This window comes from Ectothiorhodospira shaposhnikovii (assembly GCF_022227765.1).
Taxonomy (GTDB): Bacteria; Pseudomonadota; Gammaproteobacteria; order Ectothiorhodospirales; family Ectothiorhodospiraceae; genus Ectothiorhodospira.
The window spans coordinates 283,510-308,761 of record NZ_JAJMLZ010000003.1; the positions used below are offsets into that span (position 1 = coordinate 283,510).

The window sequence follows — 25,252 nt, forward strand, 5'->3', positions numbered from 1 at the left end:
AGGTTGACTACTGGCATGATCTCGCTCTGTTTTCGTGTCGGTGGACTCCAATACAGACAAGCACTGCGGCCAGGGCCCCCCCTGCCATGGCGATCAACCAGTCGTCCCAATGCAGTGGATGCAAATGCAAGATCTCGCGAAGGATCGGTGTGTGAATGAATGTCGCCGCCAGGGCCGGGGATCCCACCACCAGTGACCACGCCATGATCCCGCGCATGTTGCTCAAGGCGGCGGTGATCCCGGCGCCGGCCATGATCAGTGCGAGCAGGGCCATGGTCCTGGCATGGTCCACGGCATGATCGGCACCCAGGCTACGGATATAAGTGCCCAGTACCAGGAGCGTCACGACACTCCCCACCATCACGATGGTCCACCATTGCCGGTTGTCGAAGAACCGCTCCCGGATTCCCTTGGACGGTGGCGGTCCGAGGGGACGATGCGAATACAGGTTCTGAAACACCAGTAGCGCCGTGGGATGAATGATCAGTTCCAGCCACACGATGTGGATCGGCAGATAGAGGAGGGGATAGCCCAGCAGGGGGATCAGGGCGGCGGTGGCGACCAGTGGAATATGGATCATGAGCAGGTACTGAAAGCTCAGTTGAAGGTTGGTGAACAGCTGTCGCCCCTCGCTGATCGCACCCACGATACTGCGGAAGTTGTCGTCCATCAGCACCAGAGAGGCGACCTCGCGCGCACTCCGGGTACCGCGCTCGCCCATGGCGATGCCGACATCGGCGGCCTGCAGGGCCGGCACATCGTTGATGCCGTCGCCGGTGACCGCGACGATTTCCCCTGCCGCCTGCAGCCCGCGAACCAGTGCGAGTTTCTGTGCCGGGACCGCCCGGGCAATCACGTCAAGGTCTTGCGGTGTGAGGTCCTGGCCCTGGCCCGTGCGCTGCGCCAGTTCGTCACCCGTGATCAGGCGCGGCGCGCCTTCCCCCAATCCGATCTCGCGGGCAATGGCCAGCGCGGTATGGGGATGGTCGCCGGTGACCATGATGATGTGGATGCCGGCTGCCCGGCACGCCTGTACCGCTTCGCACACCCCGTCGCGCACCGGATCCTCGAAGGCCAGCAGACCGGTGAACGTCAGTCCCCGGTCCGGTTCGTCGCCCTTCCATTGTTCGGCGTCGAGCATGCCCCGTGCGCAGGCGATCAGCTTGTGTCCCGAGCCGGCGTATTCGTTCACCCGGTCCATCCAGTGGTGCCTGACATCGGCGGACAGCGCGCAGAGGTCCAGCACCACTTCGGGCGCGCCCTTGACCGCAACCACCAGGCCCCCCGCCTGTTCCCGGACGCTCGTCTCGCGGCGCCGAGTCTCGGTGAAGGGAAACAGGGCGCGCGGGGAGACGCCCGGCCATGCCGGCGCAAGGGCAAGCACTGCTTCGTCCATGGGGTCGCCGCTGTCCGGGCGGGAGGCGGCGGCCGCGGTCTCCAGGAGCCGGGTTTCGGAAACCTCCGCGGCAGGCTCCAGGTGCGTCAGTTGCAGGCGCCCCTCGGTGAGGGTGCCCGTCTTGTCCGAGCAGATACAGGTCACGCGACCGATGTTCTCCACGACCACCGCCCTGCGCACCAGAGCGCGGCGCCGTGCCAGGCGATAGACCCCGGCGCCCAGGAAAATGGCGAGCACCACGGGAAACTCCTCCGGCAAGGCAGCGATCGCGAGCGTCAGGGCGCTGAGCAGGGCGTCGAGCAGGCCATGTCCCTGATGGTAACGTAGCCAGGCCAGCGTCAGGCAGATCGCACCTGAGACGATCACCAGCGTCTGAACGAGGCGACCGACCGCATGCTGCAAGGGGGTGAGTGGGTGCGCGCCGGCAATTGCCGAACGGACAATTTCACCATAGAGGGTTTCGGCACCGGTGAAGACGACCCGTAGTTCCGCGGACCCGGTCAGCACCCGTGTTCCGGCAAGCCCCCAGTGGTGATCCTCCACCGGCGTTTGCGCACCGACGGTCGGCGGTACGGCCAGTGCCTGCTTGCGCACCGGGTAGGCCTCCCCAGTCAGGGTGGATTCGTCCACTTGCAGTGCGTCGCAGTGCATCAGCAGGCCGTCGGCCGGGAACGAGTCCCCGGAACGGACCATCACGCGATCACCCGGCACGATCTCCTCGGCGGGCAGGGTCCGTTCCTCGCCATCGCGCCACACGCGGGCTTGTACCGCGAGCCGACCGCTCAGGCCCTGTACCGATGCCTGAGTACGCCGGTGCAGCCAGACATCCATCCCCATCAGGGGGATGAGGGCCAGCAACAGGACCACTGCCTCGATCGGTTGACCGACGATCCAGAAGAGCGCGCTGGTGGCCATCAGAAACCACAGCATGGGGTCGTGCAGTGTGTCGCGCAGGGTGAGGGTCCAGGCCCGGCCTGTTGCGGGAATGATCGTGTTTGCGCCGTATCGGTGAAGCCGCGACGCCGCCTCCGGCCCGCTGAGTCCTTCCAGCGTATCATGGCCTCCTTCCAGCCGTGCCCACGGGACATTGCGACGCATTTTTGGACCCCCTGGTTCCCGGTTCTGAGTATATGCAGTGACTTACCGAAAGAAGATCCATCGCTTGGCGGCCTCGGTCGCCACGATATAGCCGGCACACACCAGCAGCATCGTGGCAAGGATCAGGCCGGGTAAGGGAACGAACCCGAACAGGGCGGCGACGGGACCCAGGTAGGGGATGGTCAGTGCGGCCAGGAACACGAACACCGTGGTACCGAGCAATACCCGGGACGGGGGGCTGCGCCAGGCGGCCAGCCGTGTGCGCAGTACCATCACCACGGCCAGTTCGGTGATCAGTGAGACGACGAACCAGGCGGTGTGGAAGGTTGACTCGCCCGCCTCGAACACCTTCAGCAGGATCATGAAGGTGATCAGGTCGAAGATCGTGCTGACCGACCCGAACATCAGCATGAAGCGCCGCAGTCGACGCATGTCCCAGTGTTGCGGCCGTTCCATGTCCACGGCGTCCACCCGGTCGGTCGAGATCGCCACCGAGGGGAGGTCCGACAGGAAGTTGTTGAGCAGGATCTGCTTGGCAAGCAGGGGCAGGAACGGCAACAGGGGCGTGATGAGCGCCATGCTCAGCATGTTGCCGAAATTGGCACTGGTGGTGATGCCGATGTACTTGAGCGTGTTGGTGAACGTGCGCCGTCCCTCCATGACGCCCTGGCGCAGAACCTTCAGGTCCGGTTCAAGCAGGATCACGTCGGCACTTTCGCGGGCCACGTCCACCGCGCCCTCCACCGAGATGCCCACGTCCGCCGCATGCAGGGCGGGGGCGTCGTTGATACCATCTCCCAGATAGGCCACGCTGTGTCCGGTGTGTTGCAGGGCCCTGACAATGCGTTCCTTTTGCTGGGGATCCACTTCCACGAACAGATCCACTGCCCGGGCCTGTTGCCACAGGGCTTCGTCCCTCATGCCGGCGAGTTCCGCACCGGTGATCATGGTCTTGCTCGGCAGCCGGAGGCTGTCGGCCAAGTGGGCGGTCACATGGCGGTTGTCGCCGGTGATCACCTTCACCTGTATGCCTAGGGAAGCCAGGGTTTCAAGGGTCTCGGCGGCATCGGTCCGGGGCGGGTCGAGAAACAGCAAAAACCCGCGGAGGGTCATGTCCTTCTCGTCGTCCCGGGTGTAGCGGGGGCGCGCCGTCACCAAGCGGGTTGCCAGCGCGAGTACGCGATAACCCTCGGTTCCCCGGGCTTCGAACCAGGCTATCAGCCGGGTCCGTTCCGCCACATTCAGGGGATGCGGGATGCCGTCCCGGGAAATCGTGGTGCAGATGTCCAGGATGTTGGCAAAAGCGCCCTTGGTGACGATCAGGTGGCGCGAGGGTGAGTCGTCGTCGGTGATGACGACGGTCAGGCGGCGGCGAGAGAAGTCGTAGGGGATCTCGTCGATCTTGCGATGAGATTCGATCGGGGGAGGGGCGTCGGCGCAGGCCTTTAGGATGGCGGCATCAAGAGGATTGTCGATGCCGGTTTCCAGGGCTGCGTTGAGATAGGCCAGCCGGCGCACTTCTCGTGACGGACGCCCCGCGTGGTCAACGGCTTCGCTCAGGGTGATCACGCCTTGTGTGAGGGTGCCGGTCTTGTCGGTACAGAGCACATCGATATTGCCCAGATTCTCGATGGATTCCAGGTGCCGGACGATGACGCCGCGACGGGACATGGCCCGGGCACCGTGGGACAGAGTGACGGTGATGATGGCGGGCAGCAGTTCCGGCGTGATGCCCACGGCCAGTGCCACGGCGAACAGCAGGGACTCGATGGCGGGACGTTCCAGCAGGTGGTTGACTGTCATGACGAACACCACCATGACGATCATGATGCGTACCAGCACAAAGCCGAAATGGCGCACGCCCCGGGAAAATGCGGTTTCGGGGGGTCGTTCGGCAAGGCGCTCGGCGATGGCGCCGAAGGCCGTGTCGGCCCCGGTCCGGGTGACGAGCATCCGCGCCGTGCCGCTGCGCACCGAACTGCCTAGATACGCACAGTTCGTGCGTTGTGCGAGCGGCGTCAGCGCGGCGGTGATTCCCGGTCGCTTCTCCACGGGAAAGGATTCACCCGTGAGGCCGGCTTCGGCCACGAGAAAATCCCTTGCCTCCAGAATGACTCCATCCGCCGGTACGAGATTGCCCGCGGACAGGAGTACCACGTCGCCGGGCACCACGCGGTCCACGGGCACGGTCAGGGCCTGGCCGTCGCGCAGGACCTGTGTGGTCAGGGCCAGCCGCTGGCGTAGCGTGGCAAGCGCCGTCGATGCCCGAAATTCCTGGATGAATCCAAGCAGTGCGCTGCCCAGCACGATGGCCAGGATGATCGCCGCCTCCACCCAGTCGTGGACCAGCAGGGACACCAGGGCGCCAAAGGCCAGGATCAGGATCAGTGGACTGCGAAACTGCCGGGCAAAGATCCGCCAGGCGGACGGTGTGCTGTCCCGGCTCAGGGGATGCTGGAGGGTCCGGTCCATCCGCTCCGCCGCCACCTCCGGGGACAGCCCCTGCCAGGAACTGCCGAATTCCCGGAACAGCTGTCCGATCTCCCGGCTCCAGTAGGCGTCTTCTTCATCTGGCGGATGGCGTGCCATCACGTTCCCCGAAGGTCAGGCAAGAGCCCGCCGCACGAACCACAGGCCGGGCAGCATGGGCAGCCAGAGTGTCAGGCCACGCAGTAGGATCGTGGCCGTGAGCGCGGCCTCCAGCGGAACGCCAAGCAGGTTCAGCATGACCAGGCAGGTGGCCTCAAAGGTGCCAAGACCCAGGGGTACCAGCCCTAGGGTGGCGGCGATGGAGGCCATCACGAAACTCGGCAGGGCGACCCAGAACGAGACTTCCAGCCCGATGGCGTGCAGCAGGACCCACAGGGTGGCAGCATCCAGGACGAAGATGGCGATCTGAAACAGTGTGACCCGGACCATGAGCAGCGGACTGCGGACAAGGTCGAGAGGGACGTGGACCGCGTCGTCAAGGAGGCGCTTGATGCGGGGCCAGCGGGACAGAAAGGACGGCAGCATGCGATCCCCCCGCAGCTGCAGCCCGATGGCTCCCGCGGGGATGAGCAAGGCCACCAGCGCGAACAGACCCGTCAGCGCCATCACCCACGGTTCCAGGGCATGGTAGTGCCACATAAGGATCAGGCTGGTCACGGCCATCAGCAGGAAGGCGAGGTAATAGCTGACCAGGCCCAGGAGCAGTACCGCCATGCATGGTGCCATAGGGATGCCCCGGCGGTGCAATGCCGCAACGAGAAACCCGGTACCGCTGGCACCACCGCTTGGCAGCGCCTGGTCCGAGAACAGCTTCGCCACTCCGAGGGGCACGAGCGTGCCGAGACGAATGTGAACATGGGCGCCCCGAAAAGCCTGGTGCCAGATGCCCGCGACCAGGACATAGGTCAGCAGCTGGAGGGCCAGGGCGATCAGCAGCCAGCGCGGCCTGGCGTTTTGCGCCAGTTCCAGGAAGGCTTCCAGTTCACTCAGGTGGGTGCCGACGGCGATGATGCCCGCGATGAGGGCCAAGCCGATGAACCAGGATTGCAGGGCATGGGCAGTGAAGTGGGGTGGGCGCGAGACGTTGTTCCGCTCTTCGTCGGCCATCGGTGTCAGCAGGGGTGGAGGCTCGGCCATGGTGTGCGCCGCTCGACCGACCTGTTGTGCCGCGGTGCGATGCGCGGCTTCGAGGGCGCTACTGATTCGTGTCTCCCAGTCCCTGATCCCGGGGCCGCCGAGCCCAGTGGGGACATGGATCGGCTCGCCGAAAATGAGTGCCACACGGGTGAACGGGACCGGCAGGCTCATGTGGTCCCAGCGTCGCCATGCCGTCCATTGGTGTCGTCCGACGGTGGCCGCTGGAATGATGACGAAGGCCAGGTCGGATGCCAGCCTGACCGCTCCCGACTTGACCCTGCGCGCCGGGCCGAGGGGGCCATCGGCGGCCAGGGCAATGGCCTTGCCGGCGGTCACGGCAATCTGCCGGAGTGCCTGTGCCGAGGTGTGGTTATTGCCGGGCAGGATCATGCCCTGATAGCCGAACCGACGACAGATCTCCATGATGATCCGGCCCCGGAGTGAATCGCTGGTGAGAATCGCGGCCTTGTGTCCGCGCAGCAGCGGAAACAGCGGCAGATACCCGCCATGCCAGAACACCAGCAATACCCGACGGTCGTCGGCGAGCAGCTTGCTCAGCGGCTCCAGTCCCCGGGTTTCCAGGCGCCAGGTGGCGCCCAGCAGACGCAGCAGCGTGGCAATCAGCAGGCCGAGCAGATGGACCGCGGTGTCGGATGGGGGAGAGAGGCACGATCGTTTCATGGATTGCGCGTCGGCATGGTCGCTGCGTCGCCGAGCGCCTGGGCTAGGGAGAAATCGCTGCCGTGAAAGTGCCTCAGCACCGGTACCCGAAGTACATCCGGCTCGTCGGCCGGCATGTGGTCAAAGGCCGGGGCGACGATCAGCACGCGATGTCCCTGCCGGCGCAGCCCCGTGCACAGGGTCTGCACGCTGCGGGCGACGCCGCCTACATGGGGTGTATAGGTATTGGTGAACATCAGGACGTTCACAGCACCCCCTTGTGCTGCTTGAACGCACGCCGATATGTGCCCTTCTGATATTAGTCCATGCATCACGCAAGTTGAGGGGTTGGGCGGTGATCGGGGTGTTCGCGACGCCTTGGCAGGTTGTCGCGGGTTGCGTCATGCTGGGCTGAGGGAGGATCAGGGTTGATGGCTGAGTCTGATCCTCTGGCCGGCCTCCGGCGCCACCGGAAGCCAGGTACCGAACCGGGCGGAGTACGCCTGGCGGTTTTTGCGCATAGGGTAGGCGTCGGCTTCGGCCAGCAGATGGCCGTCCTGGGCTAATACCTCGATGTGGATGGTTCCGGGAATGGCGCCGCGGCGGTGGATATCATGGGCGATGGTCCCTCTGACCTGCAGACCTTGTTCGTATTGCATGACCCGGACGGGGCCGAACCTATAATCGGTTGAGTCGATGGTCTCGACTTCGAGTGTGCTTTGCGTGATCTGTTCGGGTAGCAGGCTACATGCCGGTGCCAGCGCCGAGAGGCCGAGGGCCAGCAGGATGGGTAACAACAACCGGTGTCTGTCTTGCATGTTGATCTACCTTTTCGGGGATGAATGGGTTGGATGAAAAACGGGACCTAGAGCCTTCCCTGGTCCAGGACGGGAACCCGCCAGTGGTGGATGCCGCTGCCGGAAAAATCCCTGCCGAGGTCGGTCAGCAGGGTTTGGAGTGTTTCGGGGGGCAGGTGGATCAGGAACATGGTCCTTGACGTGTATCCCGACACCTGCTCGGCCAGTGTCATAGGGCCGCCGCTATCACCTGACCCAGTGTGGTCGGCGCTTGTCGCCGTACTCGCCAGCACAAGGCACAGGGGAAGCAGCACGTTCAGGGACACTCGTTTGAAGCTGGGATGCGTTTTCATGGCCACAGCGTAGGCTCGCAAGCTTAAATCAACCTTAAAGGACAGCCGGCTGCTTCCCGGTGCCAGCGGACCATCCGGCTTTTCCGGCCGGGTGGGTGCGGTTGGAAGGATTTTTCAGTGCATGCCGGAGTCATGTCGCAACAGGCGTCCGTCTTCCGCGTCCACGGTCATCCGGTGCAGGACACCATCGACGCCGAGCGTCTTGATCCTGTAGACGTATCGCCCCTGTTCACGCTCCAGGTGGGATTCGATGATCTGTCCGTAGGCGGTCTTTCCGGATGCTTTGAGTACATGGTCCATGGGCTGGATCCGGTGGTCTGCCTGGAGCTGAACTACTTCCAGGGGATCAATGGTTTCCGCCGTCAGCCCCACCGCAGGGATTAGCAGGGCCGCAAGCAGGGCAAGGGGGATGGTTTTCAAGGTTTTCATGGCGGGTACTCCTAGGGATCAACCTCAACCGGTAAATGTGTCGATCAGGATTGTGCTTCGCAGGCTCGGTGTCAGGTACGGAAGGCGGGAGTCCGGGGTTTTCAGTCTGTGACTGGATTCCCGCTTTCGCAGGGACGACAGGGATGGCGAGCGCAACGTCCGAAGGGCCTATTCAGAGCGTCTCTTGCGGCCGGTGATCATGGCGCGCACCAGATTCTCCTTCTGGGCCAGGCTGCCTAGCAGCACACCGATGAGATGGATCAGCACCAGGCCCAGGGTGAAGTTGGCAAGGAACTCGTGGATCTCCTCCACCGCTTCCGCCGCGCCGTGGCCGGCGCCGGCCATAAGTCCGGCCAGGGGGCCCGCCGATTCCTCGGCTCCCAGGGTGGCCATGCCGCTGACGGCGAGGCCGATGAGGCTGATGAACATCAGCACATACACCCAGCCCGCCAGGGGGTTGTGACCCCGGTGGTATTCGGGTTGTCCCCGCAGCAGTCCGCGCACGTGGGCCATGACCTCGCCGGGAGGCCGCACGAAGTCCCGGAAACGGGCGTGAGTGCCGCCGATGAACCCCCAGGGAATGCGGGCCAGGACCAGTAACAGGACCGCGTAGCCGGCCAGGGTGTGTACGTCCATGAGGTCGTCGCCGACCACGTAGGCGGTGATGAAGGCACCGGCCAGACCCCAATGGAAGATGCGCAGTACGGGGTCCCAGACCGGGATCTGATGGGGGGTGTTCATGGTGTTGCTGCCCTCATGTTGTGTGGAGATGGGGGCAGTGTGACGCGGCAAGCTTAATCCACGCTTAATTCTTCTCCCGTTCCGGACGGGGAGGGGGCGACCGCAGATAATAGCCCTGGCCGCGACGGGTCTGGATGAGATCCGGGCCCAGTTTCTCCCGCAGCCGGGAGATGTACACCTCCAGTACGTTGCTGTCCCGTTCGCTCTCGTATTCGTACAGATGCTCCGCCAGCCGGGTCTTGGACAGCACCTGGTCGGGATGACGCAGGAAGTAGCGCAGCAACTTGAATTCGGTGGCGGTGAGGGGCAACTCGTCGGGGCCGTCCACCAGCACCTGACGCTGCTCGTCCAAGCGCCAGGGACCCAGTCGCAGGGTGGTGTCCCGTACCGGCGCCGAGCGGCGCAGCAGGGCCTGGATACGGGCCAGCAGCTCTTCCACATGAAAGGGCTTGCCCAGGTAGTCATCGGCCCCTTGTCGCAGTCCTTCCACCCGCTCTCGCCAGCTGTTGCGGGCAGTCAGGATCAGCACCGGGGTGGTGATGCCGGTCTCGCGCCAAGCGGCCAACACCGCCATGCCCGGTAGGTCGGGCAGCCCCAGATCCAGCACGATCAGGTCATAGGGTTCCGTTTCTCCCAGATGCCGGCCGTCCACGCCGTTCAGGGCCAGGTCCACCGCCAGCCCTTCCCGTTGCAGGCGCCGCTGCAGGCGCGACCCCAGTTCCACATCATCTTCAACGATCAGGATTCTCATCAAACTGTTCCCGTAGTGTGTTCGGGGCGGGGCTTGAGGATGACGGGACCGGGAGGGGCAGGGTCACGTTGACCCGCAGCCCGCCCAGGTCGGGGGAGGCGTCGTAAGTGATTCGGCCCTCGTACTGGTCCACTACGTCCTGCACGATGCCCAGACCCAGTCCATGTCCGTCCCCCCGTTCGTCCAGAGGGCGGCCCGGGCGCCCCAGCAGCGGTATGTCCTCCGGGGAAATGCCGGGGCCGTCATCCTCAATGATCGCCTGCAGGGTGTGTTCACGGGTCGGGCTCACTCTCACCCGGACCCGGGAGGTTGCCCAGCGACAGGCGTTGTCCAGCAGATTGCCGAACATCTCCAGCATGTCTTCTCCATCCAGCGGCCAGGTGCCGGTGGTCACTTGCAGTTGCATCGTCACCCGGTGACGGTGGAGACGGTCCAGGGCCTCCACCAGGTCGGTCAGTTCCTTGCGGGCGTCAAAGCCGGCCCCGGGATGTCCCCGGCCGGCCAGACTGGCGCGACGCATCTCCCGTTCCACGGTTTCGTGCATGGCGCGCAGCTGCCGCCGGAGGGTCCAGGCGGTGTCTTCATCGCCACGGGCCGAGAGTTCGTCCGCCAGTTGGGAGAGCACGGCCAGGGGGGTCTTCAGGGCATGGCTGACGTTGCCCAGCGCCCGGCGGCTGCGGGTCAGGCGCAGGCCGTGGTGACGGATGAGCCGGTTGACGGCCTCCAGCATGGGGGTGATCTCCCGGGGCGCGGGCAGGTTCACCGGTACCGCCTCGCCGGTCTCCAGTCGGCGGCAGGCGTCCACCGCCGCGTCCAGGGGGCGCAATGCGCGCTGGATCACCAGAAATTGCAGCAGCAGGGCCAGCCCCAGAGCCGCCAGGGTCATGGCCATGAAACGCCCTTCCAGTTCGTCCACGGCGGTCTGCATGGGCCCCAGCTCCTGGGCAACCGAGATCACCACGGCCTCGCCGTCGATGCGATAGCCGCGGCTGAGCACCAGCAAGGCCTGACCCGCGGGCCCCTCCATGCGGGTGAGCCACTGCTCGCCTTCCGGTACCGGGGGAGATGCCAGGTCTTCGTCCCAGAGGGAGCGGGAGCGCACCACCGTGTGGGGGGACTGAATCCGGAAATAGTGCCCGGAGAGCGGGGTGCTGTAGATGATGCCCAGGGTGCGGTTGAAGGCGGCAGGCCCTTCCTCGCTGTCCAGCAGGTGTACGTACAGGGTATCGGCGTCATGTTCCAGCCGGTCCACCAGATAGCCGTCCACCAGGACTCGGGACAGGGTCTTCAGACCCAGCCCCTGGGCCGCCAGCAGGGCCAGCAGGCAGAGGGCGGCCAGCAGGCTCAAGCGGAATTTGAGGGAGTTCATTGCCTTGTGCTCAAAAAGACGGTGCGCCCGTCCATGGACGGGCGCACCGGGACCGGGACAGCCGCCGGGACTTCAAGTGCCGTGTCCGGATCCTGCTCAGCGGTCTCGTTCACGCTTGATCAGACTGGCGTCGCCGGCATTGAGATAGAGCTTGTGACGTACCCCGTCGGCATCGAGGATCTTGAGTTCGTACACGTAACGGCCGTCTTCCCGTTCCAGTTCGGCCTCAATGAACTGCCCCGGCACGATCCCGGCGGCCTGTCTGAGTACCTCCTCCATGGGCATGATCTCCCCGGCGGCCCGCAGGCGCAGGATCTCGTTGTGCTCCATGCGGTCCCCGGCCAGGCTCAGCCCGGGGGCAAGCAGGGCAAGGCAAAGAAACGGTGTGGTCAATGATCGGATATGCATGGGCGTGCGCCTCTGGCTGTGGATGTGGAGGGCAGTGTGCCACCGTAAGCTTAAATCAAGCTGAATTCGAGCTGACGATTCCGGTCATCGATGCCCTTGACCCGTTTTCAACAATTGCCGAAGTGGCGATTTGGTGTCAGATTGAAGGCCCGCTGCCGCGCAGTCCTTCAACGAGGGTAAGACATGAACGCCAGCAAGATATTGGACCAGTTGATTCGGCAGGCCGGTGGTCAGTCAGGCGGCGCTCGGCAAGGTGCGGGAGGCATGGATCTCAAGGGTGTGCTGGATAGCCTTTCCCGTCAATTGGGTAGCGGAGAGGGATCTGCCCAGCAGGGCAGCGGTGGTCTGGGCCTGGATATGAAAAGCGTGCTGGGTGGTGGTGCGCTGGGACTGCTGTTGGGTTCCAAACGCGGTCGCAAGCTCGGTGGCAAGGCACTGAAGTACGGTGCGCTTGCCGGCGTGGGCGCGTTGGCCTGGAAGGCGTGGCAGAACACGCAAGGGTCAAATCAGGTGTCTTCCATAGGCGGAGAGCCAGTGGAACGCCTGTCCGGGCCGGCGCGGGAGCATCGAAGCCTTGAGCTCTTGCAGGCGATGATCATGGCGGCCCGTGCCGACGGTCATATCGATGATCAGGAACGTGCGTTGATCACTGAACAGATTGATGCGCTAGGGGCGGATCAGGAACTGCACGCCTGGGTTGAGCGCCAGCTCTCCGCGCCCTTGGATGCCCGGGCGTTGGCGGCCCGGGTTGACTCACCCCAAGCGGCACGTGAGATGTATCTGGTCAGCGTGGCAATCGTGGATGAGCAAAATCCGATGGAGCGGGCCTGGCTCGATCAGCTGGCCCAGGCTCTTGCGTTGCCCAAGGATGTTGCCGATGAACTGGAGCGGCTCGGGCGCGACCAGGTCGCGGGGACATCCTGAGCGCGTCACTGGATCCCATACGCCCCTATCATGCACGGTTGGTCCCTCGCGCGTTCTAGGTAAAGGAAAAACGACCGGGTGGTTATGCTATCTTCGTTCCAGGTTCAAAAAGCGGTGGAGACTGGGCCTTGGAGGCGAAACTGCTGGTGGCCGTGGTGGCGGACGAGCTTGAGGAGGCGGCACGGGAAATTGCCCGGGAGGAGGGTGCTCGCGGGATGACGCTGATCTCCGCGCGTGGCCTGAATTTCCCGGAACACATCACCTTCTTCGGTCTGACCTACTACGGTATCGAGACGGTCCTGGTGGCGTTGCTGGACGAAGCCACGGCGATCCGGATCGCGGAGCGGATGAACATTGAATTGAAGCTGCTGGAACCGTTCAAGGGTCTTGCCTTCTGCCTCCCGGTGGAAGGTGTCGGCGGGATCGACATCGAGGCGCTGCATCGCCACATCATCGAACTCGGCCCGGTTGACCGCCTGGAAGACAGCCCTCGCTGAAGCCTGCCCCATCCTCTCCCTTCACCAGACAAAGCCACGCCCGTGAACCAACTCAGGGAATTCCTGCACTTACTGAACCATGCGTTCCGAAATCTGCTGCCGATCATCCTGGTGGTCGGCATCTTTCAGTTCCTGATCATCCGTCAGGTCCCGGACCAGTGGTTGCCCATGGCCATCGGTCTGCTGGTGGTCGTGCTGGGTGTTGCGTTGTTCCTGCAAGGGCTTGAGCTGGGGATTTTTCCCATTGGCAAGAACCTGTCCAACGAGTTCGCGCGCAAAGGCTCATTGCCGCTCTTGATGATATTCGGCTTTTGTCTGGGGTTTGCCGCCGTGGTGGCGGAACCTGCGTTGATCGCGGTCGCAAGTCAGGCGGAGATCATCAGCGAAGGCAGGATCAGTGCGATGATATTGAGGTTGCTTGTCGCGGTATCCGTCGGCCTGGTGGTGGCACTGGGCGTGGTGCGGATTCTGCTTGGGCACAGTCTGCACTGGTACATGATCATTGGCTATGTCGTGGTGGTGATCGTGACTTTTTTCGCACCGGAGGAGATCGTCGGGCTGGCGTATGACTCCGGTGGCGTGACCACGAACATCGTGACCGTGCCACTGATCGCGGCCCTGGGGATCGGCCTGGCGGTATCGGTGCGCGGTCGCAATCCCCTGATTCACGGTTTCGGACTGGTCGGGCTGGCGGTCATGGTGCCGATGATCTCGGTGCAGATCTACGGGATCATCGTGTACAGCTTCGGTGAGGCTCGGGAGGTGACCCAGGGTATTGTGGAAGCGGTGGCGGACCCGGTGGTCACCGAGGTGGTTCAGGAGATCGCCGGCAGCGTGGTATTGGGCATGCTGCGCGACCTGATGATCATGTTCCGCGACGTGCTGCCGATCATCGCGGTCGTCCTGATCTTCCAGTATCTGGTGATCCGCAAGCATATTGCCCATCTGCACAAGGTGATGGGAGGTTTCCTGCTGGTGATCGTCGGCCTCTACGCTTTCGTGGTGGGCCTGAAGATGGGGCTGTTTCCCATCGGCCAGACCATGGCCGAGCAGTTGATCGGACTGGACCGCTGGCTCTTCGTATACCTGTTCGCCTTTGCCATCGGTTTCGCTACGACCATGGCCGAACCCGCCCTGATCGCCATCGGTCAGAAGGCAGAGGAGGCGGCGAAGGGCCAGCTCAACGGCAACGTGATCCGCATCCTGGTCGCGGTGGGTGTCGCGATCGGGATTACCATCGGGGTGCACCGCATCATTGCCGGCGATTCGATCCACTATTACATCATGGCCGGTTATGCCGTGGTGATCCTGCTGACCTTCCTGTCCCCGAAATACATCGTGGCACTGGCTTACGATCTGGGTGGCGTGACCACTTCCGAAGTGACCGTGCCGCTGGTGACGGCGCTGGGTATCGGTCTGGCCACGCACATCGAGGGGCGCAACGTGATGATCGACGGTTTTGGTCTGATCGCGTTCGCCTCCATCTTTCCCATCATGTCCGTGATGCTCTACGCCATCGCGGTTGAACTCGCCAAGCGGTGGAGAGAGGCTGAATCATGAAATTTGCGGTACTTGTCGCGATCATCGCTGATGACCTTGAGGAAAAGGCCATCGACATCGCCAAGAAGGCGGGTGCCGGCGGAGTGACGATGCTGGATGCCCGCGGGATCGGTGCCAAGGAAAAGAAGACCTTTTTCGGACTCACCTACGAGGGCTCTCAGAGTGTGTTGATCTGCGTGCTGGAAAAGAAGCTGTCGCTGCGGGTGATGAAGGCACTGACGGCGGAACTCGAACTGGCCAGACACTCCAAGGGGGTGGTCTTCACCGTGCCGTTGGATCACATCGCCGGCATCGACACCCGGCAGCTTGAGAGTTTCGAGGCGCGTATCAAGGACGACATCTGATCCGTGGCTCGACCGGCATGGTGTTCTGCGGGTGGTGAATGCAGGAGAAACATAGCGATGAATGCCAGCAAGATAGTGGTGGCCCGTACCCCCGTGCTCTCACTCATCCTGGTTGGGCTGATGATCTACTCCCTCACCGTGGCCATGGCGGATGAGGACCGCCCCATCGAACACATTCTTGAGCCACGGGCTATCACGGAGCAGATTCATTACTTTTACGGCTCCCTGGAAAACCGAACCCAGGCCAACCAAGGCATGAATAATAATGTGGGTTTCGTGATCACCGACGAGGGGGTGGTACTGATCGATAGCGGTCCCAGTCGCCACGTGGCCCAGCGCATCGAGCAGGCCGTGGCTGGACTGACCGACCACCCCATTACCCATGTGATCAATCTGGGCAGTCAGGATCACCGCTGGCTGGGCAACGATCACTTCCTCTCCAGAGGGGCCGAGATCCTGGCACTGGAACGCACCGCCTCCACCCAGGCAGAGTTCGCCCGGCAGCACCTGGAGCGTCTGATGACCACCCTGGGCGCAGCCGCCATGGCAGGGACCGAGCCGCGTCCCGCTCCGGCGCCCATCCCCGCTGATGATCATGAATTCGAGCTGGGCGGGGTGCGCTTCAAGATGGTTTATGCCGGCGACGCCCACTTCCCTGGGGATATCCTCCTGCATCTGCCTGATCATGGCGTGGTTTTTGCTGGTGATGTGGTCTATACCGAGCGCATGCTGGGCATTCATCCCTGGAGCAATCCGGTGGAACAGCTCAAGGCCTTCGAGACGATGGCTTCCTGGGAGCCGGCAGTGATCGTTCCCGGCCACGGTAAGGCCACCGATCTGGCCACGGCGCAGCGGGATACCGGCGATTACCTGGCCATGCTGGTGCGCGAGGTCAAGGAAGGTCTGGTGCACTGGGAGACCCTGGACGAAGTGGTGACACGCCTGGCGGACCTGCCGGAATTTCGGCACTTGCGCCATTACGACGATTGGCACCGGATGAACATCAATCGTACCTATCTGTTCATGGAGGTCGGTTTTTAAAGCCTCGGGCGTTTCATGCGATCTATACATTCGCTTGCCCGCATATATGAAATGGCGTATTCTCTGGCCGTGTTGTCATCCACGACGAGGGACTCACCCATGACCGAGATCACCGTATTCGATCCCCCCCAGTGCTGTGCCAGCGGCGTTTGCGGACCCAGCGTGGACCCAAAGCTCTCCAGACTGGCGGGCGACCTGGCCTGGCTGCGTCAGTCCGGGGTGACCGTGACTCGCTACAACCTGGCCCAGCAACCGGGGGCCTTCGTGGAGAACGCCGCCATCCAGGCCATTCTGGAGAAGGACGGCGAGGACGCCCTGCCGGTATTTCTGGTGGACGGAGAAGTGAAGAGTCAGGGCGTATACCCGGATCGGGAGCAACTGGCCCAATGGACCGGGCTGGAGACGGAATGCGGCAAGAGCGCATGAATTTCCTCCACCCCCCCACCCGACATCTCTTCTTCACCGGCAAGGGCGGCGTGGGCAAGACCTCACTGGCCTGTGCCAGTGCCCTGGCCCTGGCGGAACAGGGCAAAAAGGTCCTGCTCATCTCCACCGACCCGGCTTCCAACGTGGATGAAGTGCTGGAGACCCCACTCTCCGATTCACCGACCCCCATCCCGGCGGTTCCCGGCCTCCAGGCCCTGAACATCGATCCGGAAAAAGCCGCTGCCGCCTATCGCGAACGGGTGGTAGGCCCTTACCGGGGCAAGCTCCCGGAGGCGGTGGTGAACAGTATGGAGGAACAGCTCTCCGGTGCCTGTACCATGGAGATTGCCGCATTCGATGCCTTCGCCGCGCTATTGGGCGATGCCCAATCCACCCGGGACTTCGATCATCTGATCTTCGATACCGCGCCCACGGGGCATACCCTGCGCCTCCTGTCCTTGCCCAGTGCCTGGACGGGATATATCGAAACCAACACCTCCGGCACCTCCTGTCTGGGTCCCCTGGAGGGACTGACCAACCAGAAGGCGATCTATGCCCAGGCCGTGGATAGCCTGGGAGACGGCAAGCGCACCACACTCATTCTCGTGAGCCGCCCCGAAGCGGCGGCCCTTAAGGAAGCGGCCCGTTCCAGTGGAGAACTGCGGGAGTTGGGCGTGACCAACCAGCATCTGGTGGTGAATGGTCTGTTTCAGGCAGTGGATGCGGAAGATCCGGTGGCCCGGGCCCTGGAGGCACGGGGGCGCCGGGCTCTGACGCACATGCCTGCGTCGCTCCGGGATCTGCCTCGAAGCGAACGCCCGCTACGTGGACGCCCCCCCATGGGCCTGGAAGGCATGCGTATTCTTCTGGCGGAGGCGGAACCCCCGCTCGAAGCCACTGAATCGGTTCAGGCACCCGAAGGTGAGACCTTCGAGACCCTGGTGGAGTCCCTGGGTCGCCGCGGCCATGGCGCCATCATGACCATGGGCAAGGGCGGCGTGGGCAAGACCACCCTGGCGGCCCGTATCGCGGTGACCCTGGCCCGTCACGGCCACAAGGTCCACCTGACCACCACGGACCCGGCAGCCCATGTGGAGGCTGCCGTGGGCGAGATCCCCGAAGGCATGACCATCGGGCGGGTGGACCCGGCCCTGGAGACCCGGCGTTATCGGGAAGAGGTCATGGCCTCCGCCGGCAAGGGTCTGGATGAGGAGGGGCGCCGGTTGCTGGAAGAGGACCTGCGTTCTCCCTGCACCGAGGAAATCGCCGTCTTCCAGGCTTTTGCCAGGACCGTCGATCAGGCCCGGGATCAGTTTGTGGTCCTGGACACGGCTCCCACCGGTCACACCATCCTGCTGCTGGATGCCGCGCAGGCCTACCACCGGGAGTTGGGGCGCCAGAGTCAGGGTGTGCCCGAAGCGGTGGAACAGTTGTTGCCCCGGTTGCGGGATCCAGCCTTTACCCATGTGGTGATCTGCGCCCTGCCCGAAGCCACTCCCGTGCATGAAGCGGCGGCCTTACAGGCCGATCTGCGTCGAGCCGGTATCGAACCCGCCGGCTGGATCGTCAATCAGGCACTGAGCCCGTTGAAGGTGAGCGATCCCATCCTGCGAGCACGTCAGGCCGCCGAGGGTCGATGGCTCCGGGAAATCCTTGAGCAGCATCACCGAAGACTCGTCGTGGAACCCTGGAGCGAGATCCACGACTGATCATACAGAGATTTGAGCATCATTCGTCGAGGCGCCAACCCGGCTCCCGATCACTGAAGGGCCTGTCAACGATGAACATCCTTTTCCTGTGCACCGGTAATTCCTGCCGCTCCATCCTCGCCGAGGCCACCTTCAATGCCCTGGCTCCACAGGGTTGGCGAGCCATGAGCGCCGGCAGCCAGCCCACCGGGACCGTGCATCCCCGTTCCCTGGCTTTGCTGGAGCGGGAGGGTATCCCGACCGAGGGGCTTCGCAGCAAGTCCTGGGAAGATCTGCCGGAAACGCCGGATGTGGTGATCACCGTCTGTGCCGGCGCGGCCGGAGAGACCTGCCCGGTATACCTGGGATCGGCCCTGCGTACCCACTGGGGTGTGGACGATCCGGCCAAGGCCACCGGCACGGAGGAGGACATCAACGCCGCGTTCGAGCAGGCTTACCGCATCCTGAGGCATCGGATCAAGGCCTTTCTGGCCCTGAGCCAAGATAATCAGCTGGCAAGTGATCAAGAGGCCTTCAAGGCCGCGTTGGATCAGATAGGGCGGCAAAAACCCTGAACACTCCGGGGGGAGTCCTGCCCCCAGATGACTTCGGGTACCTGCTGGTGGGTGAAGCTGGCCTTCCACGAAGGGGCCGACCTGATCGAACCGGCTTGAAAGCCGCTTCGAAACGCTCCCGGGCAAAGTGGTCCAGGGCCCGGACCGCCGCCAGATACTGGTCAAATCGGGACGATTGGAACTTGGGATCGGACTGGCGCAGGTCGTCGCCGTCGAAGCGTGTGTCGGGTCCCATGCGACCGCTGAGCAGGCCCCGGCAGAGTGCGCCATAAGCCAGGATCGTGATGCCGTTTTCCCGGCAGTAGGGCAGGACATCCGCTTCGATGCCCCGTTCGAAGAGGTTATAGGGTGGCTGGCAGGCGTGTAGGGGACCGATGTCGCGGAAGGTGTCCATCTGCGCGGGACTGAACGCGCAGGGCCTGTATCTCGTCATCGGACTTGAGCTTGTCCCAGGAGACTTCATCAATGGCATGCATCCTGACCTGGCATCTGGTGAGCCGGATTTCCGGCCATGGAGATGCCCGCTACAGGGTGATGAGAATGCCGCCAGCGGCCAGGATGATCACCACTGCCCAGGCGGGCAGTTTCCAGACGCTGAGCAAGAGAAAGCCTGTGAGCGCCAGGGCAAACTCCTGGGGACCCAGGATGGCGCTGGTGAAGACCGGGTGATAAAGGGCAGCCCCCAGGATGCCGACGACAGCCGCATTGGCACCGCGCATCAGTCCCAGCGCGAAGCCCACCTGGCTGCTGGCCGGCCCCAAACTCAGTGCGAAAGTAGCTCAGGTGGGCGATGGGCCCACCAAAGGAAGTCAATCCCAGCAGCAGAAAGGCGCTGAAGACTTCTCTGACGCGACCGCCAGCACGTGGTGAATCAATCATTGCTCGGACTCCTTGTCGCCCTGGGGGGAGCGCCAGTTTCGTCATTCATGGCTTCCCCACTGGCAGTCGCAGGATCCCATTGCCACACGTCACCTGGCGGTGGGCACTGGTGGCCGGGATCCCTGGCTCCAACGCACCGCAGTTGAATATGCAAGTAGTGGTTTTGTCGTCAGGCCGGGCTCGCTCCTCCAAGTGATGACTCGCCAGGTGATCGAGAAAATGTACTGCCTGAAGTCTCCGCCGCCGATGGAGTTCATGACCCAGTCGTCGCGGTGAGGTATTTCCTCGGCCATGGCGGGAGAGATCAGTGCGATGCACGCGGCCGAAGCCGCCAGAGTTGCAGTGAACGAGCGCATAGAATCTCAATTTTTGGCAGAGTAAACAATGGGTTGCTTGCACCCTCCAGTATGATCTTTACACTCCCGAAGCTAGTAGACATGGATGTTTTGGTCAAGTCGTAGCAGATACGGATGTGTGTTGAAGACTTCCCACTCACCATGATGGAAGGCTTTCAGTGCCTGGACTCCATCGCCGGTCCCCACCCCCCATTCAGGCTGCGTCGCGGCCCTGACTTCGGTACCATCGAAGAGACAGCCGACTCCCCGATGCCTCCATGTCCCTCATGTCCCCTCGGCTTTGCAGCCGCTTGATCCTCCTCCTCCTCTCGGCTGCTGCCCTCTGGCTGACTGCCTGCGGCGAGACGAATCAAGGAAATAACGCCGAAGAGGCCGAACGTGGTGTCCCGGTAGCAGCCGCCGAGGTCCGGCCCCGGGATCTGTCGCGTAGCCTCACCCTTTCCGCCACCATTGAACCGCGGGTCGTCATCCGCCTGGCCAGCCGCACTCAGGGCACCATCGACCATGTGCATGTGGAGGCGGGTGACCGGGTGGAACGGGGTGATCTGCTGCTGGAACTGGACCTCTCCGAACATCGGGCCGAGCTGGCCCGTGCCCGGGCCCAGGAAGAAGAGGCCCAGCTGGAATACAACCGCAGCCAGCAACTGCGTGGCGAGGGTGTGGTCAGTGATGCCGATTTCCAGCGGGCTCGGGTCGCCCTGCAGATCCATCGCAGCCAGCGTCAGCTCTGGGAGACCCGCATCGCCTACGGTCGGGTGATGGCCCCGCGGGGTGCCGTGATCACCGACCGCTTTGTGGAACCCGGTGAGACGGTGGAGGCCCAGGACACCCTGTTTGAGCTGGCGGCCTTGGATGAGTTGGTCATGCGCCCCGGCGTTTCCGAGAGGGACGTGGTGCACCTGGAAGTGGGTCAGAGCCTGCCCATCACCCTGGATGCCCTGCCCGATGAGACCCTGGAGGGGCGTATCCGGCGCATCTTCCCCATGGCCCAGCCCGGCAGCCGCCTGGTGACCGTGGAGGTGGCACTGCCCGCCGATGCCACCGGGCGGGGTGTGCGCCCCGGTTTTCTCGGGCGCATTGCCACCCGGGTGGATGCCCGCCCCGAGGCCCTGGCTGTCCCGGCTGCGGCCGTCGGCGAGGATGACGAGGGGCGCTATGTGTATCTGATTCGCGATGAGCGCCTGGAACGTCGCACCATCGACATCGGCGTGAGTCGGGGCCAGTGGACCGAGGTGCTGGAGGGCCTGGAGGATGGTGATGTGATCCTGGCCACCAATCCCATCGACATGAGTGACGGCACCCGCGTGCGCATCGTCGGGTGGCGGGGATGAATCTGTCCCATCTGTCCATCCGCCGGCCGGTCGGCACCCTGGCCCTGGCCTCGGTGGTGTTCGTGCTGGGCCTGTTCTTCGTGGACCGACTGCCCATCGACCTGTTGCCCAATATTGAATATCCCCATATCCGTGTGACGGTGAACCACCCGGGCGTGGCCCCGGAGGTGATGGAGGCGCAGGTTACCCGGGTGCTGGAGCGCAACCTGGCGGCCACCGAGAACCTCACCCGCATCTACAGCCGGGCCTCGGAGGGGCGCACCAACGTCAACCTGCTGTTCGAATACGGCACCAACCTGGACCTGGCCCTGCAGGACGCCTCCCGGTATCTGGAACTGGCCCGCACCCAGTTGCCACCGGATATCGAGCCCCCCCGACTGTACAAGTTCGACCCCTCTCAGGATCCGGTCTGGCAGGCGGGTTTCAGTTCCACGGTGCGCTCCGAGGTGGAGGTGCGCGACTGGGTGGAGCATCGCCTGGCGCCGCAGTTGCTGGCCATTCATGGCGTGTCCGGCGTCGAAGCCGCCGGGGGCATGGTGCGGGAGATGGAGGTGATTGTCGACCAGGTGCGATTGCGATCCTATGGCCTGACCATGAAGGATCTCATCGACACCCTGGAGGCGGAGAACGTGGATATCGCCGCCGGCTGGGTGACTGGCGAGCGCTTTGATGTGATGGCCAAGACGGATGGGCTGTTCACCTCGGTGGCGGACATCGAGAACGTCCTCATCGATCTGCCGGGGGATACCAGTCAGCGTATCCGCCTGTCGGATGTGGCCAGCGTGCGGGACGGGCATCGGGAGCAACGGCTGTTCGTGCGCCTCAATGGCACGCCGGCGGCGCAGATCTCCGTGTTCAAGCTGCCCGAGGCCAATACGGTGGAGGTGGTGGATCAGGTGCAGGCCACCCTGGCGCGCCTGGAACGGTCCGGTTACATCCCCGAGGACATCGCCTACCAGGCGACCACCGATCCGGCCTTCTTCATTCGCGGCGCCATCGGCAGTGTGGCCACGGCGGCCATCCTGGGCGGGGTGCTGGCCATGCTCATGGTACTGCTGTTCCTGGGGAGCCTGCGCAAGGGGTTCGTGATCGGGTTGTCCATCCCCATCGCCATTATGGCGGCTTTTGCCCTGATGGGGGCCAGCGGCCTCACGCTCAACATCATCAGCCTGGGTGGGCTGGCCCTGGGGGTCGGCCTGCTGGTGGACAATGCCATCGTCATGCTGGAGAACATCTACCGGCATCGGGAGCAGTTGGGCAAGTCCTCCCGGGAATCGGCCCTGGATGGCTCCCGCGAGGTGGTCTCGGCCATGACTGCCTCCACCCTCACCAACCTGGCGGCGGTGCTCCCCTTCCTGCTCATCACGGGCATCGCGGCACTGATCTTCAGGGACCTGATCCTCACCATCGCCTTTGCCATCATCGCCACCCTGGCCGCCGCCCTGACCCTGGTGCCGATGCTGGCGGCCCTGCTGGGTGAGGTGCGATTCGCGAGCGGTCTGGAGCACAGCCGTCCACTGCGTGCCTTCAATCGAGGAATCGGCCACCTGCGGCGTGGCTATCGACGCCTCCTGCCCCGGGTATTGCGTTGGCGCTGGGCCGTGGTGGGGCTGGCCGGCGTGGCCCTGGTGGGGGCCTGGCTGGTTTCCACGCAGCTGGGAAATGAGTTTCTGCCCCAGGTGGATGACGGCAACGTGAGCGTGCGCATGGTGTTACCGCCGGGGACCCCGCCTCAGGAGACCGATGCGGCGGTGCGCCAGATCGAGCAGCGTCTGCAGGGTCTGCCCCATGTGGAAACGGTGTTCAGCATGGTGGGGGGGCATCTGAGCGGGGGCATCATCAACGAGCGACCCGGCACCGCCAACCTGCGTGTGCAGCTCACGCCTGCCAGGGACCGCCCCGGTACGTCGGCGGGTGAGTGGGTGGCCGATGCCCAGCAGGCACTGGATGAGCTGGATCTGCCGGGGGCCCGCATCAGTGTGCGGCCCCCCTCGATTCCCGGGCTGCGATTCGGCACGGGTGACGCGGATCTGGAGGTGGGTATCGTCGGCGAGGATCTGGATCAGTTGCAGCGACTGGCGGGAGAGGTGAGCGCACGGCTGGAGGGAATCGCAGGTCTGGAAGGCGTGGAGGTGGGTCGCGAGGACCGCAGCCCGCTGCTGCGGATCATCGTCGATCGGGAGCGGGCGGCGGACCTGGGACTGCGTGTCTCGGAAGTCGGCGGGGCCATTCGCGACGCCGTGGACGGCGCCGTTCCCACGCGGTTTCTCACCCAGAATCAGGAGTACGATGTGCGCGTGCGCCTGCCCCGGGAGAGGGTGGCCGACACCGAGGCCCTGGGGGGCATGCTGCTGTTCCGCCAGGGGGGTGAACCGGTGCTCCTGCGCGATGTGGCCCGGTTTGAACTGGGCGAGGGGCCGGCCCATATCGAGCGGGAAAACCAGAGCCGCATCGCCCGGGTGAACGGGGACATCAACACGGCGGTGGCGGACACCGGCACCATCATGGCGCAGGTGGAGGAACGCCTGGCGGATCTGGAACTGCCGGATGATTACAGCCTGATCTTCTCGGGCCAGTGGGAGACCATCCAGGAAACCCAGCGGGAGTTGCTGACCGTGGTATTGCTGGCGGTCTTTCTGGTGTTCGTGGTGCTGGCGGTGCAGTACGAGCGCCTGAGCAATCCCCTGGTGATCCTGTCGGCGGCGCCCCTGTCGCTGGTGGGGGTGGTGAGCATATTGTGGCTCACGCAGACGCCCCTGTCGGCGCCGGTGATGATTGGTGTGGTGCTGCTGATCGGCATCGTGGTGAACAACGCCATCCTTTTGGTGGAGTACATCGAGATCGGTCGACGGGTGCAGGGCCTGGGGTTGGCCCGTGCCGTGGTGCGCGCCGGCAGCGTCCGCCTGCGGCCCATCCTGATGACCACATCGACCACCGTGCTGGGCATGACACCGCTGGCCACCGGCATGGGTTCGGGCACGGAGATCATGCAGCCCCTGGCCCTGACCGTGATCGGGGGGCTGCTGGTGTCCATGTTGCTGACGTTGCTTGTGGTGCCGTGCCTGTATCTGATCCTGGGAGGGGCTGCGCAGGGGATGAAACGGATGCTGATGGGGCACTCCGCCCCCTCATCCCCTGGTCTCTCCACTACCGCAGGATGATCAACGGAATCGGCGACCGCATGATCATGTTGGTGGTGGTGCTCCCCACAAACCAGCGCCGTAGCCGGGAGTGGCCGTAGGCCCCCATGGCCAGCAGATGGATGTCGTGTTCCTGGCGGTAGGCGCAGACCGCTTCAGCCACATCACCGGTGCGGATCTGTGCGCGTACATCGAAGCCATTTTGAGCCAGCATGCCGCGGGCGTTGTCCAGGCGTGAGCGGTTTTCCTGATTGTCGTCGCCCACCATCAGAATATGGGCCTCCAGTCCCTTGAGCAGGGGGCTCTCAGAGACTTTTTCCACCACGGTATGCGCCGTGGCGCTGCCATCGTAGGCGATCAGGAAACGCTCCGGCTCCCGGTATTCCAGAGGGGCCACCAGCACGCCGCGCTTCAGGGTGCGGATGATGCTCTCCAGGTGGCTCCCCACATGCTGTTTGAGCATGTCGCCATCCTTGCCCTGCTTGCCCACCACGACCAGACGAGCCTCCTCCTGGATATTGTCCAGGGCTGCGGTGACGCCATCATTGCGCAGCAGGCTGCCAGGGTCGTCGACGCCATTGGCGCGAACCCGTTCCAGCGCATCGGACAGGATGGCGCGCCCCTGTTCCCGCAGCAGCTTGCCGCGCTGCTCCTCGGCCTCCACCATCTGCTCCAGCAGGGCCTCCCGACTCCCCAGGCTGAGGTTGCCGCTCAGGTCCCGCTTGGCGTCCGCATGAGGGTTGTGGATCACATGCAGCAGGGTGAGTGGCGAGTTCATGCGCCGGCTCGCCCAGGCGGCGTAATCACACACGGACAACGACGAGCGCGAGCCATCGATACAGGCAATGACCTTGTTCATAGG

At 64.0% G+C, this 25,252-nt stretch carries 24 protein-coding genes; 10 read left to right on the top strand and 14 right to left on the bottom strand.

The features are described 5' to 3' along the window. Positions 1–7: 7 nt before the first annotated feature. The 11 genes from LQD11_RS06205 to LQD11_RS06255 all read right to left on the bottom strand — a co-directional run bounded on the left by LQD11_RS06205 (position 8) and on the right by LQD11_RS06255 (position 11,629). Positions 8–2,494, bottom strand: coding sequence for a cation-translocating P-type ATPase (locus tag LQD11_RS06205; protein WP_238616751.1), 2,487 nt, complete (start codon positions 2,492–2,494; stop codon positions 8–10). 42 nt (positions 2,495–2,536) lie between these two features. Continuing rightward, a complete protein-coding gene (gene mgtA, locus LQD11_RS06210; protein WP_238616752.1) occupies positions 2,537–5,083 on the bottom strand; it encodes a magnesium-translocating P-type ATPase in 2,547 nt (848 codons plus the stop codon). A gap of 15 nt (positions 5,084–5,098) precedes the next feature. Continuing rightward, entirely contained in the window at positions 5,099–6,802 is a 1,704-nt protein-coding gene (locus tag LQD11_RS06215; protein WP_238616753.1) for a lysylphosphatidylglycerol synthase domain-containing protein, read from the bottom strand. After that, positions 6,799–7,050 carry a glycosyltransferase gene (locus tag LQD11_RS06220; RefSeq protein ID WP_238616754.1) on the bottom strand — a complete coding sequence of 84 codons (252 nt, stop codon included), beginning with the start codon at positions 7,048–7,050 and terminating at the stop codon, positions 6,799–6,801. Before LQD11_RS06220 ends, LQD11_RS06215 begins: the two co-directional genes overlap by 4 nt. A gap of 153 nt (positions 7,051–7,203) precedes the next feature. After that, positions 7,204–7,599, bottom strand: a complete 396-nt coding sequence (locus LQD11_RS06225) for a hypothetical protein (protein WP_238616755.1) — start codon at positions 7,597–7,599, stop codon at positions 7,204–7,206. Between the two features lie 47 nt (positions 7,600–7,646). Further along, complete coding sequence (locus LQD11_RS15565) at positions 7,647–7,931, bottom strand: DUF3240 family protein (RefSeq protein ID WP_276315668.1); 285 nt, start codon at positions 7,929–7,931, stop codon at positions 7,647–7,649. Positions 7,932–8,045: 114 nt separating this feature from the next. Next, on the bottom strand, positions 8,046–8,360 hold the full coding sequence (locus LQD11_RS06235; protein ID WP_238616757.1) for a PepSY domain-containing protein: 315 nt from the start codon (positions 8,358–8,360) through the stop codon (positions 8,046–8,048). Between the two features lie 168 nt (positions 8,361–8,528). Then, the gene (locus LQD11_RS06240) at positions 8,529–9,101 is read right to left on the bottom strand and encodes a cytochrome b/b6 domain-containing protein (RefSeq protein ID WP_238616758.1); all 573 of its coding nucleotides are present in this window, start codon (positions 9,099–9,101) and stop codon (positions 8,529–8,531) included. A 64-nt stretch (positions 9,102–9,165) separates the two neighbouring features. Beyond that, entirely contained in the window at positions 9,166–9,852 is a 687-nt protein-coding gene (locus tag LQD11_RS06245) for a response regulator transcription factor (RefSeq protein WP_238616759.1), read from the bottom strand. Continuing rightward, on the bottom strand, positions 9,833–11,221 hold the full coding sequence (locus tag LQD11_RS06250) for a sensor histidine kinase (RefSeq protein ID WP_238616760.1): 1,389 nt from the start codon (positions 11,219–11,221) through the stop codon (positions 9,833–9,835). Before LQD11_RS06250 ends, LQD11_RS06245 begins: the two co-directional genes overlap by 20 nt. A gap of 96 nt (positions 11,222–11,317) precedes the next feature. After that, on the bottom strand, positions 11,318–11,629 hold the full coding sequence (locus tag LQD11_RS06255) for a PepSY domain-containing protein (RefSeq protein WP_008933013.1): 312 nt from the start codon (positions 11,627–11,629) through the stop codon (positions 11,318–11,320). A gap of 183 nt (positions 11,630–11,812) precedes the next feature. Here LQD11_RS06255 and LQD11_RS06260 point away from each other — a divergent pair, with 183 nt between their 5' ends. The 8 genes from LQD11_RS06260 to LQD11_RS06295 all read left to right on the top strand — a co-directional run bounded on the left by LQD11_RS06260 (position 11,813) and on the right by LQD11_RS06295 (position 18,684). Continuing rightward, a complete protein-coding gene (locus LQD11_RS06260) occupies positions 11,813–12,553 on the top strand; it encodes a tellurite resistance TerB family protein (protein ID WP_238616761.1) in 741 nt (246 codons plus the stop codon). A 128-nt stretch (positions 12,554–12,681) separates the two neighbouring features. After that, positions 12,682–13,050 (top strand): hypothetical protein, encoded by a 369-nt coding sequence (locus tag LQD11_RS06265; RefSeq protein ID WP_238616762.1) that lies wholly within the window; start codon positions 12,682–12,684, stop codon positions 13,048–13,050. A 42-nt stretch (positions 13,051–13,092) separates the two neighbouring features. Continuing rightward, positions 13,093–14,610 carry a DUF1538 family protein gene (locus LQD11_RS06270; RefSeq protein WP_238616763.1) on the top strand — a complete coding sequence of 506 codons (1,518 nt, stop codon included), beginning with the start codon at positions 13,093–13,095 and terminating at the stop codon, positions 14,608–14,610. Then, positions 14,607–14,954 (top strand): P-II family nitrogen regulator, encoded by a 348-nt coding sequence (locus tag LQD11_RS06275; protein ID WP_238616764.1) that lies wholly within the window; start codon positions 14,607–14,609, stop codon positions 14,952–14,954. Before LQD11_RS06270 ends, LQD11_RS06275 begins: the two co-directional genes overlap by 4 nt. A 57-nt stretch (positions 14,955–15,011) precedes the next feature. After that, positions 15,012–15,995 carry an MBL fold metallo-hydrolase gene (locus LQD11_RS06280; RefSeq protein WP_238616765.1) on the top strand — a complete coding sequence of 328 codons (984 nt, stop codon included), beginning with the start codon at positions 15,012–15,014 and terminating at the stop codon, positions 15,993–15,995. A gap of 99 nt (positions 15,996–16,094) precedes the next feature. Continuing rightward, positions 16,095–16,421 (top strand): arsenite efflux transporter metallochaperone ArsD, encoded by a 327-nt coding sequence (gene arsD, locus LQD11_RS06285; protein WP_238616766.1) that lies wholly within the window; start codon positions 16,095–16,097, stop codon positions 16,419–16,421. Continuing rightward, positions 16,418–18,130, top strand: coding sequence for an arsenical pump-driving ATPase (gene arsA / locus LQD11_RS06290; protein ID WP_238616767.1), 1,713 nt, complete (start codon positions 16,418–16,420; stop codon positions 18,128–18,130). The genes arsD and arsA overlap by 4 nt, the downstream gene beginning before the upstream one ends. Positions 18,131–18,201: 71 nt before the next feature. Continuing rightward, positions 18,202–18,684: an arsenate reductase ArsC gene (locus LQD11_RS06295; RefSeq protein ID WP_238616768.1), complete on the top strand. Its 483-nt coding sequence runs from the start codon at positions 18,202–18,204 to the stop codon at positions 18,682–18,684. Here the strand turns inward: LQD11_RS06295 and LQD11_RS06300 are convergent. Next, complete coding sequence (locus LQD11_RS06300; RefSeq protein WP_338081475.1) at positions 18,644–19,156, bottom strand: aldo/keto reductase; 513 nt, start codon at positions 19,154–19,156, stop codon at positions 18,644–18,646. The genes LQD11_RS06295 and LQD11_RS06300 overlap by 41 nt on opposite strands. Before the next feature lie 52 nt (positions 19,157–19,208). Further along, entirely contained in the window at positions 19,209–19,445 is a 237-nt protein-coding gene (locus LQD11_RS06305) for a hypothetical protein (protein WP_238616769.1), read from the bottom strand. A 764-nt stretch (positions 19,446–20,209) separates the two neighbouring features. Between LQD11_RS06305 and LQD11_RS06310 the strand changes: the two genes are divergently transcribed. Further along, entirely contained in the window at positions 20,210–21,250 is a 1,041-nt protein-coding gene (locus LQD11_RS06310) for an efflux RND transporter periplasmic adaptor subunit (protein ID WP_420828253.1), read from the top strand. Continuing rightward, on the top strand, positions 21,247–24,411 hold the full coding sequence (locus LQD11_RS06315; RefSeq protein ID WP_238616770.1) for an efflux RND transporter permease subunit: 3,165 nt from the start codon (positions 21,247–21,249) through the stop codon (positions 24,409–24,411). Before LQD11_RS06310 ends, LQD11_RS06315 begins: the two co-directional genes overlap by 4 nt. Here the strand turns inward: LQD11_RS06315 and LQD11_RS06320 are convergent. Beyond that, complete coding sequence (locus LQD11_RS06320; protein WP_238616771.1) at positions 24,398–25,249, bottom strand: universal stress protein; 852 nt, start codon at positions 25,247–25,249, stop codon at positions 24,398–24,400. The two genes, LQD11_RS06315 and LQD11_RS06320, sit on opposite strands and share 14 nt — an antisense overlap. Positions 25,250–25,252: the final 3 nt, after the last annotated feature.